Genomic DNA, 15,066 nt, shown 5'->3' with positions numbered 1-15,066 from the left:
AAGAAAATTCGCTATAGTCAAACGCATTTGCAGATAACGAATATCCGGGAGGGTGCATGCAAGGGATAGAAGGCGTGGTCGCCGTGGTGACAGGGGCTGCACAAGGCAACGGCCGGGCCATCGCCCGCGGCTTGGCGAGAGCCGGAGCCCGTGTCTGCGTCTGCGACGTCAATGGCCCCGCCGTCGAGGCGACGGCGGCGGCCATTCGCGACGAAGGCGGCGAGTCGTTCGCCTTCGAAAGCGATGTCGCCGACCGTGCCTCGGTCGACCGCTTCGCCGCGGCGTCGCGCGAGGCATTCGGACCCGCAGCCATCCTCGTCAACAACGCAGGCATCATCCGGCGCACGCCCGTGGACGACGCGCGATTCGACGAGGACTGGACGGACATCTTCCGGGTGAACGTCGACGGCGTACGCAACATGGTGCGCGCCTTCCTGCCGCAGTTGCGCGAGACGCGCGGCAGGATCGTCAATCTCGGATCGATCATGTCGGTCTCGGCCGGGCCCGGGCTCGGCGCCTACGCCGCAAGCAAGGGCGCCGTGCTGCAGCTGACCCGCGCACTCGCCCACGACCTTGCGCCCGACGGCATCCGCGTCAACGCCATTGCCCCCGGGGTCATCGCCACGCCGATGACGAAGGTGACCCGTGAAACGCCGGAGGCGATCGGCCGCTTCATGGCGCATACGCCTCTCCGGCGGGTCGGCGAGCCGGAGGAACTCGTCGGTCCGGTCCTGTTCCTCGCCTCCGACCTCTCCACCTACGTCACCGGAGCGCTGCTGCCCGTCGATGGCGGTTACCTCGCCGCCTGACACAAGCGAACCAGATGATGGACCTGTCGAACATGCAGATGAAGAAACACGAATGCGACGTGCTGGTGGTCGGATCGGGCGCCGGCGGTCTCGCCACGGCCGTTTCGGCCGTGCACCGGCGGCTGGACGTGCTCGTGGTGGAAAAGGAACCGGTGTTCGGCGGCACGACGGCCCGCTCGGGCGGCTGGATGTGGATTCCCTGCAACGGCCCCGCCAGACGCGCGGGGATCGACGATACCATCGACAAGGCACGCACCTACATGCGCCACGAGACCGGAGAACACTTCGACGAGCGGCGGGTGGAAGCCTTCCTCGAGGCGGGGCCGAAGGCGGTCGAATTCTACGAGCAGAACACGGCGCTGCAGTTCGATCTCGGCCCGACCTTCGCCGACTATCATCCCACCGCGCCGGGCGGCATGGATGCCGGACGGTCGATCGTGGCGCGTCCGTTCGACGGACGTGAACTCGGTCCCGAGATCAGGCGGCTGCGTCCGCCGCTGGCCGAGATCACCTTCCTCGGCATGATGATCGGCTCGGGCAAGGAACTGCTCCACTTCTTCAACGTCATGCGCTCGCCGGTATCGGCCTTCTACGTCGGCAAGCTGTTCGTGAAATTCCTGCGCGACATGGCCTTCCACGGCCGTCCGATGCGGCTGATGAACGGCAACGCGCTGGTGGCGCGGCTGGCGAAGTCCTGTTTCGACAAGGGCGTGCCCATCTGGACGCGCTCGCCGGTGCGCGAACTGGTCAAGGACGAGCGCGGCAGGGTCACCGGCGCCATCGTTGACACGGCCGAAGGACCGGTCGAGATCCTGGCGCGCAAGGGCGTGGTGCTCGCGGCCGGCGGCTTCCCGCAGGATCCGGTGCGACGGAAGGCGATGTTCCCGCATGCGCCGACCGGATACGAGCATGCCTCGCCGGCCCCTCCCGGCAACACCGGCGACGGATTGCGCCTCGGAGAGGCCGCGGGCGCAACCGTCGAGACGAGCCTGCCCCACGCCGCCGCCTGGGTGCCGATCTCGCGACCGGTGAAGCCGGACGGGACGCTCGGAACCTTTCCGCATTTCGTCGACCGCTCGAAGCCCGGCGTCATCGCCGTCACCCGCTCCGGCCGGCGCTTCGTCAACGAAGCCGATTCCTATCACGACTTCTGCCAAGCGATGGTGGCGCGCTGCCGCGCGGAAGACGGCGAGATCTGCGCCTTCTTCATCGCCGACCATCACGTTCTGCGCAAATACGGCCTCGGCTACGTCAAGCCGGCGCCCGTGCCCTTCCGGCAGCACGTGAAATCCGGCTATCTGATCGAAGGCGCGACGCTGCCGGAGCTGGCCGGAAAGATCGGCGCCGATCCCGCCATGCTGCGGCGGACGGTGGAGACCTACAACATCCACGCCGTCCGCGGGGAGGACCCCGAATTCGGCAAGGGCTCGACCTCCTACAACCGCTCGCTCGGGGATCCGGAGCACAAGCCCAACCCCTGCGTCGCCCCGATCGGCAAAGGACCCTATTATGCCGTCAAGCTGGTCGTCGGCGATCTCGGCACCTTCGCGGGCCTGCGCTGCAACGAGAACGCCCAGGTGCTCGACGAAGCGGGATGGCCGATCGCAGGGCTCTACTCCGTGGGCAATGACGCGGCGAGCATCATGGGCGGGAACTATCCGGGCGGCGGCATCACGCTCGGCCCCGCCGTCACCTTCGGCTACATCGCCGCGCGGCACATGTCTGGCGGCAATGATTGACGGACATGCGCGAAACGTCCGAGGTGGCGCCGCCGGGTGTCATGCGCCGGCGCCGGCGTCTCCGCGGTAGCCGAGTTCGTTCGACAGCCTGCGCGTGAAGCCCAGCAGCCCGCGGACGGCCGGCCCGTCGTCCGCGAGGTCGATCATGCCGGTCGGACCGATCGCGGTCAGTGCGAGCTGCATCTGGCCCGTATGATCGAAGACCGGCGCAGCGACGGCGCTGACGCCGGGAATCGGCAGGTCCCGCGTGACCGCATGGCCCCTCATGCCCACGTCGCCCACCTCCGCCCAGTAGCGGTTCTCGTCGAACTCGAAGGGTCCGCGCTCCAGCAGGGACCTGTCCGAGCGCTCCTGCCGGATCATCGGCTGGGTCACGGCGCGGGGCAGCCAGGCGGCGAAGACCTTGCCGGTGGCGGTCGCCGTCATCATGAAGATGTTGCCGACCTGAACGTTGGCGTGGATCCGGGCCGATGACTCCTGGACGTACACGATCGTCGGCCCGTGCAGTCCCCAAACCGTGACCGCGATCATGAGCTGCAGGTCGTCGGCAAGCGCGGCGACACGGCGAACGGTCTCGCGGTAGGCATTCTGGTTGCGAAGCCGCGTCAGTCCGAGATGCAGCGCGAAGAACCCGAGCTGGTAGTGCCCCGCTTCCGTCTGCTCGACCATCCCCATCTTGCGGAAGGAGACGAGATAGGGATGAAGCTGAGCGGCGGCCATGCCCGTCTGTTCGGCGAGATCGCGCAGTTTCAGCGGTCCCGCTGCCCGAGCGAGAGCCCCGAGCACGACGCCGCCCGTGTCGATCGACTGAACGCCGCGCGAGCCGTTCTTCTTTTCCGTTGCCGCCATGGACGCTGACCCGTTTCACTGGAGGTATCCCACGCGGGCGCGAATCTCAACGTCGTGTTCGGCCGCATCTTCCGTGGCCGCGACCTCCCCTGCTGGCTGTAGCCGCCAGCCGATCCACACGGGCAGGGCGACAAGTTTCCGTTAGCAATGTTCTGCAATCGTGCCGCTGCGTCAAATACCGTACATAAAGCCGCTTCCTGCCGCGAAAGGGCCTTCATGTCTCTCCGAATCTGGCAAGTCGTCATCGCAATCGCAGCCGTCGTGGGCGTCGGAATCGGCGTCACGGTTGGAATCCAGAACCATGCTCTCAGGACCCTGCAGGTGAACGGGCCTCTCTACGGGCAGATCGTCGGGGGCAAGGATCTGATAGCCGACATCCTGCCGCCGCCGATGTTTCTCGTCGAGTCGTACCTTCTGGCCAACGAGGCCGTGGTTCATCCCGAACTGGTCGACCGGAACCTCGCCCGGATCGCTGACCTCCGGCGCGAAGATGCGACGCGGCGCGGTTACTGGAAAGACTTCGCCTTGCGCGACGACCTACGCAGGCAGCTCGAAGCAGAGGTGCTCCCACGGTCGGACGCGCTCTGGGCGACGATCGAGGGGCCCTTCCGCTCGGCCGTGCAGAACGGCGGAAACGTAGGGCCGATCATGGACACGCTGCGCGACCAGTTCAGCGGACATCGAGAGGCGGTCGTGAAGCTCGTCGAGATGTCGACGACCTTCCTTGCCGACAAGGAAAGCGAGGCGGCAGCCAGCGAGAAGTCGCTGGGGGGCCTTTCCCTTCTGGCCGGCGTCCTTACTCTCCTCGGCTGCATCGTCGGTGCCTGGCTGGTCTGGATCCGTGCCCTGGTGCCGCTCGACCGCATGTCACGCTACATGCTTCGGCTTGCGGAAGGCGACTTTTCGACGGAAGCCCCCTATGCCGGACGCCGGGACGAGATCGGCGACATGGCCGGCAGTCTGGTCGTGTTCCGGCAGGCCGGGCTCGACAACATCCGGCTGGCGGAAGACAACCGGCTGGCGCAGCAGTGGACGGAGCAGGAGCGTGCGTCGAGGCTCGCCGAGCGCGAGATGGAAGCGGCGGCGCTCGCCCGCGTGGTCGCCGACCTTGGCGCGGGGCTCGCGCGACTCGCCGACTGCAACATCCGCATGACGATCGATCTGCCCTTCGCCGAGCAGTTCGAGCCGCTGCGCCGCGACTTCAACAATTCGATCGGACTGTTCCAGTCGGTGCTGGAGCAGGTCATGGAGAAGACGCGGGCACTCCATGCCGGCGGAGCGGAGATGCACGCATCGGCAGAAGGCCTGGCGCAGCGCACCCAGCAGCAGGCGGCGGCTCTCGAACAGGCATCGGCGGCGCTGGAACAGATCACCGCATCCGTCCGCTCTTCCTCCGACAAGATCAGGCAGACCCGCACCCAAGCGAGCGATGCCCGCGACGCGGCGGACGAATCGCACAGAGTGATGCACAACGCGGTCGAGGCGATGCACCGGATCGAAGCGGGCTCGGAGAAGATCGCGACGGTCGTCTCCGTCATCGACGAGATCGCGTTCCAGACCAACCTTCTCGCCCTCAATGCGGGCGTCGAGGCTGCTCGTGCCGGCGAGGCAGGCAGAGGCTTCGCCGTCGTCGCGCAGGAGGTGCGCGAACTCGCGCAGCGCTCCGCCTTCGCCGCCAAGGAGATCGGCGAGATCATCCGCAAGTCGAAGACGGAGGTGGAGGCAGGCGTTCGGTTCGTCGGCGCGACCGGCGACGCCCTGACCCGGATCACCGGCTACGTGACCACCATCGACGCGAACGTGGGCGAGATAGACCGCGCCGCCGGAGAGCAGACGACCGGACTGGAGCAGATCAGTCTTTCCGTCAGCGAGCTGGACCGGATGACGCAGCAGAATGCGGGGATGGTCGAGGAGACGACTTCCGTCTCCGCGATGCTCGCTGAGAACGCACGCATCCTGGCGGAGCTGGTCGCTCGGTTCAAGCTGAACCGCCGCAAGCAGATCCGGGAGGTCGCTCCGTCGGCCCATGCCGAGCCGATGCGCAAGGCCGCATAGGCGACCGCGACCGCGCGAGGCCGACCGTCGCCGCCCCCGTGAACCGGCTAAGGGACAGGCCAGCGCGGAGAAACCGCGCGGCCTGCGCCATCCTGCCAAAGCACGTCTCCCGAAAGGGAGAACCGGTTTTCGGGCAAAGACGAGCTCGAAAGCAGAGACCTGAAGCGTGCGGAGCGAATCTCGAAGATTGCGGCACGCTTCAGCGAAGGACGGCGGCGATGTTGCCCCCGTCGACCGTCGTCACGTCGCCGGTGGTGCGCTCGGCAAGCGCATGATGCAGGAAGGCCTGCGCCACGTGGTCTGCGGTGACTTCAAGACCGAGCAGGTTCCCGCTCATGTAGTCCTTCTCCGAAAGTCCGCGTGCCTTCGAGCGGCTGTTGATCATGTCGTCCGTCAGGAGACCGGAACGGATCCGGTCGGCGTTCACGGCATTCGACCGCACGCCGATCGCCCCGTATTCGAGCGCATACTGGCGCGACAGGAACAGGGTTGCCGCCTTGGGCAGGCCATAGGCGCCGAATTTCGGGCCGGGGTTCACCGCCTGCTTGGACGTGTTGAACAGCAGTGCCCCGCCGGTCTTCTGCTCCTTGAAGAGGCGTACGGCGTTCTGGGCCACCGTCTGGTGCGCAAAGAAGTTGAGTTCGAAGCTCCTGCGCAGCAATGCGTCGTCGATCTCGCCGATGCCGCCCTCCCAGGCCGCGCCGGCATTGGAGACCACGATGTCGACGCCGCCATAGATCGCGACGGCCTGATCGAAGGCCGCGCGAACGTCATCCGGTTTCGTCACGTCGGCGCCGACACCGATCGAGGCATTGCCGGCGGCCTTCGCGGTCTCGGCAGCCTTCGCCGCGTCGAGATCCACGACGACCACATGCGCGCCGTTCGCCGCGAAGAGCCCGGCCGTCGCCGCGCCGATCGCGCCTGCGCCGCCGGTGATCAGCGCCACCTGCCCGGTGAGCGGCTTCGGCTTGTTGCCGGCGAGCTTGGCCTGCTCCAGCGACCAGTATTCGAGCTCGAACAGATCCGACTTCGCCAGCGGGCGGAAGTCGCCGATCGCTTCGGCGCCGGACACCGCCTCGATCCACATCTCCCCGACGTCGGACGCGATGCGGGCGTCCTTCAGCGTGCGGCCGTGGCCGAACATGCCGAGGCCCGGCACCAGCGACAGGCGCGGCATCGGGTCCAGCATGGTGCGCCTGACGTCGTCGCGCGCATCATTTTCCGTGAAGTAGCGCTCGTAGTCGCGGACATAGTCGGCAATCGCCCCCTCGACTGCGGCACGATAGCCCGCGAGGTCGGCGGCATCGGGCGCCGGCAGCACGACCGGGCCGGTCTTGATGCGGATCGAGAGGTCGGGCGTGGAGACGCCGCGCGCGGCGAGCCGGTCGAGATCGGCGCGGGCAAGGAAATCGAGGATTGCGGGCGAGGTGCGGAAATCCGATACCATGCGCTCGATCCGGCCTTCCGCGTAGCGTGCCGCGACCGCGCCGCGCAGCATCGGCGCGATGGCGGCCGGGTCGGCCAGGCTTGCCGGAAGCGTGGCACGCGCAGCGGCGGGCTTGCGGTTGGCAGCGACGTAGTCCTCGGCGACCGTCACCCAGTGGATCATCCGGTCATAGGCCTCCTTCGCGCTCTCGGCGAAGGTGAAGATGCCGTGCTTGTCGAGAATCAGTCCCTCGACCGACGGATCGCGCTCGAAGATTTCGGCTGCTGCCTTGGCGAGGTCGAAGCCCGGCTTGATGTAGGGCACGTAGCCCATCTTCGGACCGAACACCGCCGCGATCAGCGCCTCGCTTTCATCGCCCTGGTCGACGATGGCGAGCACGGCCGTCGAATGGGTGTGATCGACGAACTTGTGCGGCAGGAAGGCATGCAGCAGCGTTTCGACCGAGGGATTGGGCGAGCCCGGATCGATCAGATTGGCACGCTGGAGCGCGACCATGTCCTCGTCCGACAGTTTCTCCAGCGCCCGCGCCTTGAGAAGGGGCGCGAGCTTGACCGCCGGCAGGCCCGCCGGCTCGATCACAGCCATGTCCCAGCCCGAGCCCTTGACGCAGAGCACGTCCCAGCGGTCGCCGATGAGATCGGTGGCGGTGAGCTTCACGGAGGTGTTTCCGCCGCCGTGCAGGACGAGGCGGGGATCGCCGCCGAGCAGCCGCGTCGTGTAGACGCGCAGCGCAAGGTCGCGGTCGACGCCCTTGGCGGCGTAGGCCGCGACCATGGCTTCGGCGTCGGTATCAGTCCAGAGGTTCTTCATGTTGGCGGTCCGTGTCAGGTTGGCTTAGCCGGCCTCGCCGGCCGGGGAATCGATCAACGCCTGCGCGATGGTGCGCGACAGGACGAGATGGGTCGCGAAGCGGCCGGCGAGCGCGGCGCGCAGCGGTTCGAGCTTGGCCTCTTCCTGCACCACCATCAGCCGCTTCGGGATCGCGCGAAAGTCGGTCAGGTCGGCCGAGATGCAGCGGCGGTTGTATTCGCAGTCGACCGGCGCGCCGTGCGCATCGATCATCTGCCCGGCGATGACGCCGACCGCTCCCTGCCGCCGCAGCGCGCGCAGTTCCGCGGCGGTGACCGCGCCGCACTTGACGACATGCGCATCCTCGTCGGCGAAGCCGACGGAAAACAGGGCGATGTCGCATTCGCCCACGCCTGCCAGTTGCTCGCGGATGACGGGCTCCGCGCGCAGGGCGGTGGCGAGGGCTTCGGTGGACAGGATCAGCGGCGCATAGAAGTTCAGGCCCCTGGCGTTGAGCCGGCGCGCGATCTCCATCGTGCACTGGTCCGGCCTGTAGGAATAGGGGGCGCCGAGATTGCCGCAGAGCTGGACGACGGTGACGTCCTTCAGGTCCGCGAAAGTCATGGCGTCGGCGATGGCGTAAACGGTGCGCCCCCACGCCACGCCGACGCGCTGGCCGCTGCCGACCATCGACAGGAAGACGCTGGCCGCCAGCGAGGGCACCTCGGCTTCGGGATCGGGATAGGCGCTGCCGTCGGCGATCCAGACCGCGTCGAGTCCGAAGCGGTCCTCGATCCGGCGGGACAGGACGTCGGAGGCGAAGAGTTCGGTGGAGGCCGCGATGGTGACGATGCCCGTCTCACGCGCCTTGCGCAGATACATGGCCACCGACGCCCGCGAAATGTCGAGCCGCCGGGCAATCTCGTCCTGGCGCAGGCCGTGCGTGTAGTAGAGCCACGCCGCCTTGTGCACGATCTGGTCGCCGGGCCGCAACGCCATGGCATCTCCTCCTGCCTGACATTATTCAAAGCTATTGAAAAAAGTCAATGCGACGACGCCCCGGAATCTGTCCCCCCGCCGCGCCATCGAGCTGAGGCCTCTGCCGCACCGGGTCGAACCGCACTGGATCCGGAAACGAAAAGGGGCGGCCGAAGCCGCCCCCAGGGTCGCCCGAGCGCGCGTCACTCGTTCGGGTTGGGCATCCAGGCCGGCATCGCGACGTCGGCATGCGCGAACTGCGGCAGCTTGGCCGACAGCTCTTCCATGTTCTTGATGTCGTTGTCGTTGAGCTGCTGCTGGGTGATCAGCGTCGGCGGCACGATCACCTGCTTGCCCGGGTTCTCGCCCGCGAGGAGCATGGCGAGGGCGCGCACCGAGACCTGGCCGACCACGGCCGGGTTGGTGGCGGCCGTGGCGACCCAGGCGCTGCCGGGCTCGCGCATAGCGGCGATGTCGGCGGTCGAGATGTCGGCGGAGTAGATCTTCACCGAATCCGTCAGTCCGGCCTCGTCGACCGCGATCTTCACGCCCTTGGCGAACTCGTCATAGGGCGCGAACATCACCTGGATGTCCGGATTGGCCGTGACCACCGAACGCGCCTGGTTGGCGACGGAGTTGGCGATCGGGTTGTCGAGGGTGCCGAACATGGCCACCTCGTTGATTCCCGGATATTTCGCCTTGAACTCGCGCCAGGTCTCGTCGCGGCGGTCGAGCGGAGCGATGCCGGCGACGTAGACGTAGCCGGCCTTCCAGGCCTCGCCATTGTCCTTGACCGCCTGCTCGAGCGCCAGGCGCGCGAGGTCGCGGTCGGACTGCTCGATCTGCGGAATCGCCTCGTTCTCGACGTTGACGTCGAAGGCCACGACCTTGATGCCGGCGTCGACCGCGCGCTGGGCGGCTTCCTTCATCGATTCGGTCAGGCCGTGCTGGATGATGATCCCCTGCACGCCGAGCGCGATCGCCTGGTCGACCATGTCGGCCTGGAGGGCGGCATCCTGCCGGCTGTCGAGCACCTGCAGCTGGACGCCCAGCGCCTTGGCCTGCGCCTCGACGCCGGCGAGATAGGCCTGGAAGAAGTCGCCCGTCGACAGATAGCGCACCAGCGCGATCTTGACGTCGCCCGGCTTGTCGAACGGCGCCGGACGGTCCTGCGCCATGGCGGGAAGCGAGAAGAGGGCGGTGGCGGCCAGCGCCATGCCCGAGAATGCCCTGCGTGTGAACCTCATGATGGTCTCCTCCATGTTTCCGCAGCCCCTGCCGGGCTAGCGCCTGCCCTGGTTCGAGAGGGCAAAGGTGAAAATGAGCGCGACGACGAGCACCGCGCCCTTGACGAAATCCTGGGTGTAGTAGGGCACGTTCATCATCGTCAGCCCCTGCAGGAGCACGCCGACGAACAGGGCCCCGACCGCCGTGCCGAAGGCGTTCGGCTTGGCGGCGCCGAGCACCGCGAAGCCGATCAGCGCCGCGGCGACGGCGTCCAGGAGAAGATTGTTACCCGAGGCGATGTCGCCGCGTCCAAGCCGCGCCGCGAGAAGAATCCCGCCGATGGAGGCGAACATTCCAGAAATCACATAGGCCCAGATCTTGTATGCCTTGACGGGCGCGCCCGCGAGTTCGGCCGCCCTGGCGTTGGAGCCGACGGCATACATCATGCGTCCGAAGCGGGTGTATTCGAGGAAGAACCAGATCAGCACCGCGAGCACGATCAGCACCACGACCGACACCGGCACGAGGTTCGGCAGGATGAAGTCGAATCGGTGCCGGCCGAGCGCCAGGAAGGACGGCGAGAACACGCCGGCCGCGGTCGAGCCGTCCGGCATGGTCATGCCGGCGGCGATCGACCGGCCTTCGGTCGGGATGCGCTGCAGCCCGAGCAGCAGGAACATCATGCCGAGCGTGGCGAGCAGGTCCGGCACCCGCATGTAGACGATGATCAGGCCGTTCACGAGCCCGACCACCGCGCCGATCGCCAGGCAGAACAGGACGGCCACGACGGCATTCTGCTCGAGCACGATCATGGCATAGGCCGCGGCCATCATGGCGCTCGTCGCAACCGACCCGATCGACAGGTCGAAGCCGCCGACGACGAGGGTCGCGGTGACTCCCAGCGCCAGGATGCCGGTGATCGCCACCGACTGGAAGATGAAGACGGCGGCCTGCGGCGAGGCGAAGCCGCTGGTCGACAGGGTGAAGAAGACGCACAGCCCGACCAGCAGGACGAGGAACCCGTAGCGGATGACGAGATCGCGCAAAGTCATGATGAAACGTGATCCTTGAAGATGCGTTCGCTCAGGTGAGCGCAGTCGTCCCGCTGCGCCGCGCCCGGGGCGGGAACGACCGGCAGGCCCATGCCCCCCATCACGCCGCTCCCGCGAGTGGCTGCCCGGCGATCTCCGCCAGCAACCGGTCCATGTCGACCTCTGTATTGCGATGCTCGCCGACGATCGTGTGCTCCGACATCACCAGGATGCGGTCGGCCGTCTCCAGCGCCTCGTCGATCTCGGTCAGGAAGAGGAGCGTCGCCCGGCCGGCTGCACTGGCGCGGAGCTTGGCGGCAATGTCGCGGCGAGCGGCAATGTCCACGCCCTGGAACGGCTCGTCGAGAATGAACAGGCGCGAGGGCTGCGCCATCCAGCGCGCCACCATCACCTTCTGCTGGTTGCCGCCCGACAGAGTCTGCATCATGTCGCGCTCGCCGCGGCAGACGATCGAAAGATTGTCGATCTGCGCGCGCGCGGCATCGCGCTCCGCGCGGCTGCGGGTCACCCCCAGCCTGGAAAAGCGGTCGAGGAACGGAAGCGAGACGTTCCGGTACAGATTGAAGTCGCCGACGATGCCGCTTTCGGCGCGATCCTTGGCCACGAGGAAAACGCCGGCGTCGATCGCGTCAGCGGCGCTCCTGGGAGCATAGGTGCGTCCATCGAGGCGCATCGACCCCGCGATCAGCCGGCGGACGCCGAACAGCGTCTCGGCGAGCTGCGTCTTGCCGACGCCGACGAGACCGGTGATCGCCACCACCTCGCCATTGCCGAGCGACAGCGAGAAGGGCTGCGACTGCGGCTTCAGGCGCATGCCGGCGGCTTCGAAGATCGGTTCGCCGCCATCGCGGACGGCCACGGCGTCGATGTCGACAGAACGGCCGAGCATGGCGTTGACCGCACCTTCGTAGTCGAGCGGCTTCGTCTCGAACGTGCCGGTGATGCGCCCGTCGCGAAGTGACATGATGCGGTCGGCGATGCGTCGGATGTCGGACATGCGGTGCGAGATGTAGAGGATCGCGACGCCCTGCGCGCGCAGTCGCTCGATGGTGGCGAAGAGCCGGTCCGCCTCGGCGCTCGACAGCGAGGAGGTCGGCTCGTCGAGGATCATCACCTTCGGCTCGTGCGACATGGCACGCGCGATGCCGACCATTTGTCGGTCGGCGAGCGAGAGCGAGCCGATGTCGGCCCTGAGATCGAGGTCGAGGTCGAGCCGCGCGGCCACCTCGGCGGCCTCACGCCGCATCCGGCGCGGGCTGACGAACAGGCGCGCGCCCTTGCCGGAGAGGCGGTCGAGCGTCAGGTTCGTCGCGACGTCGAGCGCGCCGACGACACCGTCGTTGATGTTCTGGTGCACGGTCACCACCCCGGCGCGAATGGCCTCCGCCGGGCTCGACGGAGAAAAGCGCCCGCCGGCGAGAGTCATCGTCCCGGTGCTCGGCTGGTGGACGCCGCTCATCACCTTGACCAGCGTCGACTTTCCCGCGCCGTTGGCGCCCATCAGGACGGTCACCTGGCCAGGAAACAGGTCGAGCGAAACCCCGTCCAGAACCCTGTTGGGTCCGAACGACTTCCCCAGTCCCTCGATGCGGAACATGGCTGCCATGGCTGGCATTCTCCTCCCTTCCCGGAATGCTACGGCGCGGCATGCACAATTGTCAACTTGATTGACATTTGCCAGATCGCTGGACTACCGTTTGCCGAAGGCGAAGACGGCGCGCGAGGCGCTGCGGGAGGAGACGATGGCAGGCTCGGCCTACGAGGCTCTGACGGTGGAGACGCTTGCCGCGCGGCTGGGCAGCGTGGCGGCAATGCGCGGAACGCTGGGCGATCCGGCCGGCTGGCGCGTGCGCGAGGTCGGCGACGGCAATCTCAATCTGGTCTTCATCGTCGAGGCCGGCAATGCCGGGCTGATCGTCAAGCAGGCGCTGCCCTATGTGCGGCTCGTCGGCGAGAGCTGGCCGCTGCCGCTGAAGCGTAGCTTTTTCGAATACCACGCCCTGACCCGCCAGGCGGCCCGCGATCCCGGCCGCGTCCCGGCCGTGCTGCATTTCGACGAGGCTCAATCGCTGATCGTCATGGAGTTCCTGACGCCGCACGTCATCCTGCGCCGCGCCCTGATCGAGGGTCGGATGCCGCCGAAGATCGCCCGCGATCTCGGCCTGTTCATGGCGCGCACCCTGTTCCGCGGCTCGGACCTGTCGATGGCGACGCGCGAACGCAAGGCGGATCTCGCGCTCTTCGCCGACAATGTCGAGCTCTGCGACATCACCGAGAACCTCGTCTTCTCCGACCCCTATTTCGAGGCGGAACTCAACGCCCACACCACACCGCAGCTCGACGCGATGGTGGCGGAGCTGCGCACCGACCGCGACATGAAGGTTGCCGCGCAGCAGATGAAGCATCTCTTCGCCGCGAAGGCCGAGACGCTCGTGCATGGCGACCTGCACACGGGCTCGATCATGGTCACCGACGAGGACACCCGCGTCATCGACCCCGAATTCGCTTTCTATGCACCGATGGCCTTCGACGTCGGCATGCTCTTCGCCAATTTCTGGATGGCCTACTTCTCGCAGGACGGCCACGAAACAGGCGGTTCGCGCGATGCGATGCGGGCCTTCCTGATCGACACGACGGAAGACTGCTGGAGCACCTTCCGCGGCGAGTTTTCGCGCCTGTGGCGGTCGGAGCGCACCGGCATCCTCTACCAGCGCAGCCTGTTCGAGGATCGCGGCGACGCGCTCGGCAGCGAGCAGGCGCTCGACCGTATCCTGCACGACATCTGGGTGGACATGCTGGGCTTCGCCGGTGTCGAGATCCACCGCCGCATCCTCGGCCTCGCCCACAATGCGGATTTCGAGAGCATCGAGGATCGCGACCTGCGGGCGGCCTGCGAGACGAAGGCGCTCAAGTTCGGGCGCCAGATCGCCGTAAACCGCGCCTCGATTCATGGCCTGGCCGAGGTCAACGGGCTGGCACGCCGCCTCCAGTCGGGAGAAGTCGCTTGAAGGTTGCAGACCGCCACTACCGCACGATCTGGCCGGCCGCGAACGGCCGGTCGGTCGAGATCATCGACCAGCGCTGGCTGCCGCACGAGTTCCGCGTGGTGACGCTTTCGACGATGGCCGACGTCGCCACCGCCATTCGCGACATGTGGGTGCGCGGCGCGCCGCTGATCGGCGTCACCGCAGCCTATGGCATGGCGATCGCCATGCTGGAGGATTCGTCCGACGCCGGGCTCGACCACGCCTGGGAGGTGCTCCACGAAACCCGCCCGACCGCGATCAACCTGCGCTGGGCGCTCGACGACATGCGCCGGCTGCTGGCGCCGATGCCTGCCGCGCAGCGCGCCGACGCGGCGTTCGCCCGCGCTGCCGCGATCGCCGACGAGGACGTGGAACTCAACCGCAATATCGGAAAGCATGGCCTGGACATCATCCGCAGGATCGCGGCGGGCAAGCAGCCGGGCGAGCCGGTGCGCATCCTCACCCATTGCAATGCCGGCTGGCTGGCTACCGTCGACTACGGCACGGCCACGTCGCCCATCTACCTCGCCACAGAGGAAGGCATTCCGGTCCACGTCTATGTCGACGAGACGCGGCCCCGCAACCAGGGCGCGCAGTTGACGGCCTGGGAGATGGTCGGACAGGGCGTGCCGCACACGCTGCTGGTCGACAATGCCGGCGGCCATCTGATGCAGCACGGCATGGTCGACATGGTGATCGTCGGCACCGACCGCACGACGCGCAATGGCGACGTCTGCAACAAGATCGGCACCTATCTGAAGGCGCTGGCCGCCCACGACAACGGCGTGCCTTTCTACGTGGCGCTGCCCTCGCCGACGATCGACTGGACGGTCGGCGACGGCGTGCGCGAGATTCCGATCGAGGAACGGTCCGGCGACGAGGTCTCGCTCGTGTGGGGCCGGGCAGCCGACGGCACGGTGGTGCAGGTGCGCATCTCGCCCGACGGGACCAGCGCCGCGAACCCGGCCTTCGACGTGACGCCGGCGCGGCTCGTCACCGGGCTGATCACCGAGCGCGGCGTCGCCGAAGCATCAGAGACCGGCCTGCGGGGCCTCTTCCCGGCGAGCTGAGCGAAGCGGGCAGGGCTGCAGCGGA

Annotated in this window: 11 protein-coding genes; 5 read left to right on the top strand and 6 right to left on the bottom strand. The window is 67.4% G+C overall.

What is annotated here, in order from left to right:
* Positions 1-56: 56 nt before the first annotated feature.
* Together IAI54_RS21170 and IAI54_RS21165 are read left to right on the top strand one after the other, a co-directional pair.
* On the top strand, positions 57-809 hold the full coding sequence (locus IAI54_RS21170; RefSeq protein ID WP_187969070.1) for an SDR family NAD(P)-dependent oxidoreductase: 753 nt from the start codon (positions 57-59) through the stop codon (positions 807-809).
* 14 nt (positions 810-823) lie between these two features.
* Positions 824-2,548, top strand: a complete 1,725-nt coding sequence (locus tag IAI54_RS21165) for an FAD-dependent oxidoreductase (RefSeq protein ID WP_420838237.1) — start codon at positions 824-826, stop codon at positions 2,546-2,548.
* A 39-nt stretch (positions 2,549-2,587) separates the two neighbouring features.
* Here IAI54_RS21165 and IAI54_RS21160 read toward each other — a convergent pair whose 3' ends face one another.
* Positions 2,588-3,397 (bottom strand): IclR family transcriptional regulator, encoded by an 810-nt coding sequence (locus IAI54_RS21160; RefSeq protein WP_187969069.1) that lies wholly within the window; start codon positions 3,395-3,397, stop codon positions 2,588-2,590.
* Positions 3,398-3,613: 216 nt separating this feature from the next.
* Between IAI54_RS21160 and IAI54_RS21155 the strand changes: the two genes are divergently transcribed.
* Positions 3,614-5,452: a methyl-accepting chemotaxis protein gene (locus tag IAI54_RS21155; RefSeq protein WP_187969068.1), complete on the top strand. Its 1,839-nt coding sequence runs from the start codon at positions 3,614-3,616 to the stop codon at positions 5,450-5,452.
* Positions 5,453-5,651: 199 nt separating this feature from the next.
* Here the strand turns inward: IAI54_RS21155 and IAI54_RS21150 are convergent, their stop codons facing one another.
* From IAI54_RS21150 to IAI54_RS21130, 5 genes are all read right to left on the bottom strand, one after another.
* Positions 5,652-7,709: a bifunctional aldolase/short-chain dehydrogenase gene (locus IAI54_RS21150; RefSeq protein WP_187969067.1), complete on the bottom strand. Its 2,058-nt coding sequence runs from the start codon at positions 7,707-7,709 to the stop codon at positions 5,652-5,654.
* Positions 7,710-7,733: 24 nt separating this feature from the next.
* On the bottom strand, positions 7,734-8,687 hold the full coding sequence (locus tag IAI54_RS21145; protein WP_187969066.1) for a sugar-binding transcriptional regulator: 954 nt from the start codon (positions 8,685-8,687) through the stop codon (positions 7,734-7,736).
* Positions 8,688-8,869: 182 nt separating this feature from the next.
* Positions 8,870-9,913 carry a substrate-binding domain-containing protein gene (locus tag IAI54_RS21140; RefSeq protein ID WP_420838236.1) on the bottom strand — a complete coding sequence of 348 codons (1,044 nt, stop codon included), beginning with the start codon at positions 9,911-9,913 and terminating at the stop codon, positions 8,870-8,872.
* A 36-nt stretch (positions 9,914-9,949) separates the two neighbouring features.
* Entirely contained in the window at positions 9,950-10,945 is a 996-nt protein-coding gene (locus IAI54_RS21135; protein WP_187969065.1) for an ABC transporter permease, read from the bottom strand.
* Between the two features lie 100 nt (positions 10,946-11,045).
* A complete protein-coding gene (locus tag IAI54_RS21130) occupies positions 11,046-12,551 on the bottom strand; it encodes a sugar ABC transporter ATP-binding protein (protein WP_187969064.1) in 1,506 nt (501 codons plus the stop codon).
* Between the two features lie 136 nt (positions 12,552-12,687).
* On the opposite strand from IAI54_RS21130, the gene mtnK reads away from it, so the two are divergent.
* Positions 12,688-13,953: an S-methyl-5-thioribose kinase gene (mtnK, locus tag IAI54_RS21125; RefSeq protein ID WP_187973274.1), complete on the top strand. Its 1,266-nt coding sequence runs from the start codon at positions 12,688-12,690 to the stop codon at positions 13,951-13,953.
* Complete coding sequence (gene mtnA / locus IAI54_RS21120) at positions 13,950-15,041, top strand: S-methyl-5-thioribose-1-phosphate isomerase (RefSeq protein ID WP_187969063.1); 1,092 nt, start codon at positions 13,950-13,952, stop codon at positions 15,039-15,041. The genes mtnK and mtnA overlap by 4 nt, the downstream gene beginning before the upstream one ends.
* Positions 15,042-15,066 lie beyond the last annotated feature (25 nt).

The organism is Aquibium microcysteis (assembly GCF_014495845.1).
Taxonomy (GTDB): Bacteria; Pseudomonadota; Alphaproteobacteria; order Rhizobiales; family Rhizobiaceae; genus Aquibium; species Aquibium microcysteis.
The sequence above is the reverse complement of the archived record's forward strand: the minus strand, read 5'-3'. Positions and strand labels throughout refer to the sequence as shown.

Bases quoted from the DNA above. Each gene is read 5' to 3' on its own strand.
- IAI54_RS21170 (WP_187969070.1), top strand. From the start codon at position 57: ATGCAAGGGATAGAAGGCGTGGTCGCCGTGGTGACAGGGGCTGCACAA.
- IAI54_RS21165 (WP_420838237.1), top strand. From the start codon at position 824: ATGATGGACCTGTCGAACATGCAGATGAAGAAACACGAATGCGACGTG.
- IAI54_RS21160 (WP_187969069.1), bottom strand. From the start codon at position 3,397: ATGGCGGCAACGGAAAAGAAGAACGGCTCGCGCGGCGTTCAGTCGATC.
- IAI54_RS21155 (WP_187969068.1), top strand. From the start codon at position 3,614: ATGTCTCTCCGAATCTGGCAAGTCGTCATCGCAATCGCAGCCGTCGTG.
- IAI54_RS21150 (WP_187969067.1), bottom strand. From the start codon at position 7,709: ATGAAGAACCTCTGGACTGATACCGACGCCGAAGCCATGGTCGCGGCC.
- IAI54_RS21145 (WP_187969066.1), bottom strand. From the start codon at position 8,687: ATGGCGTTGCGGCCCGGCGACCAGATCGTGCACAAGGCGGCGTGGCTC.
- IAI54_RS21140 (WP_420838236.1), bottom strand. From the start codon at position 9,913: ATGAGGTTCACACGCAGGGCATTCTCGGGCATGGCGCTGGCCGCCACC.
- IAI54_RS21135 (WP_187969065.1), bottom strand. From the start codon at position 10,945: ATGACTTTGCGCGATCTCGTCATCCGCTACGGGTTCCTCGTCCTGCTG.
- IAI54_RS21130 (WP_187969064.1), bottom strand. From the start codon at position 12,551: ATGGCAGCCATGTTCCGCATCGAGGGACTGGGGAAGTCGTTCGGACCC.
- mtnK (WP_187973274.1), top strand. From the start codon at position 12,688: ATGGCAGGCTCGGCCTACGAGGCTCTGACGGTGGAGACGCTTGCCGCG.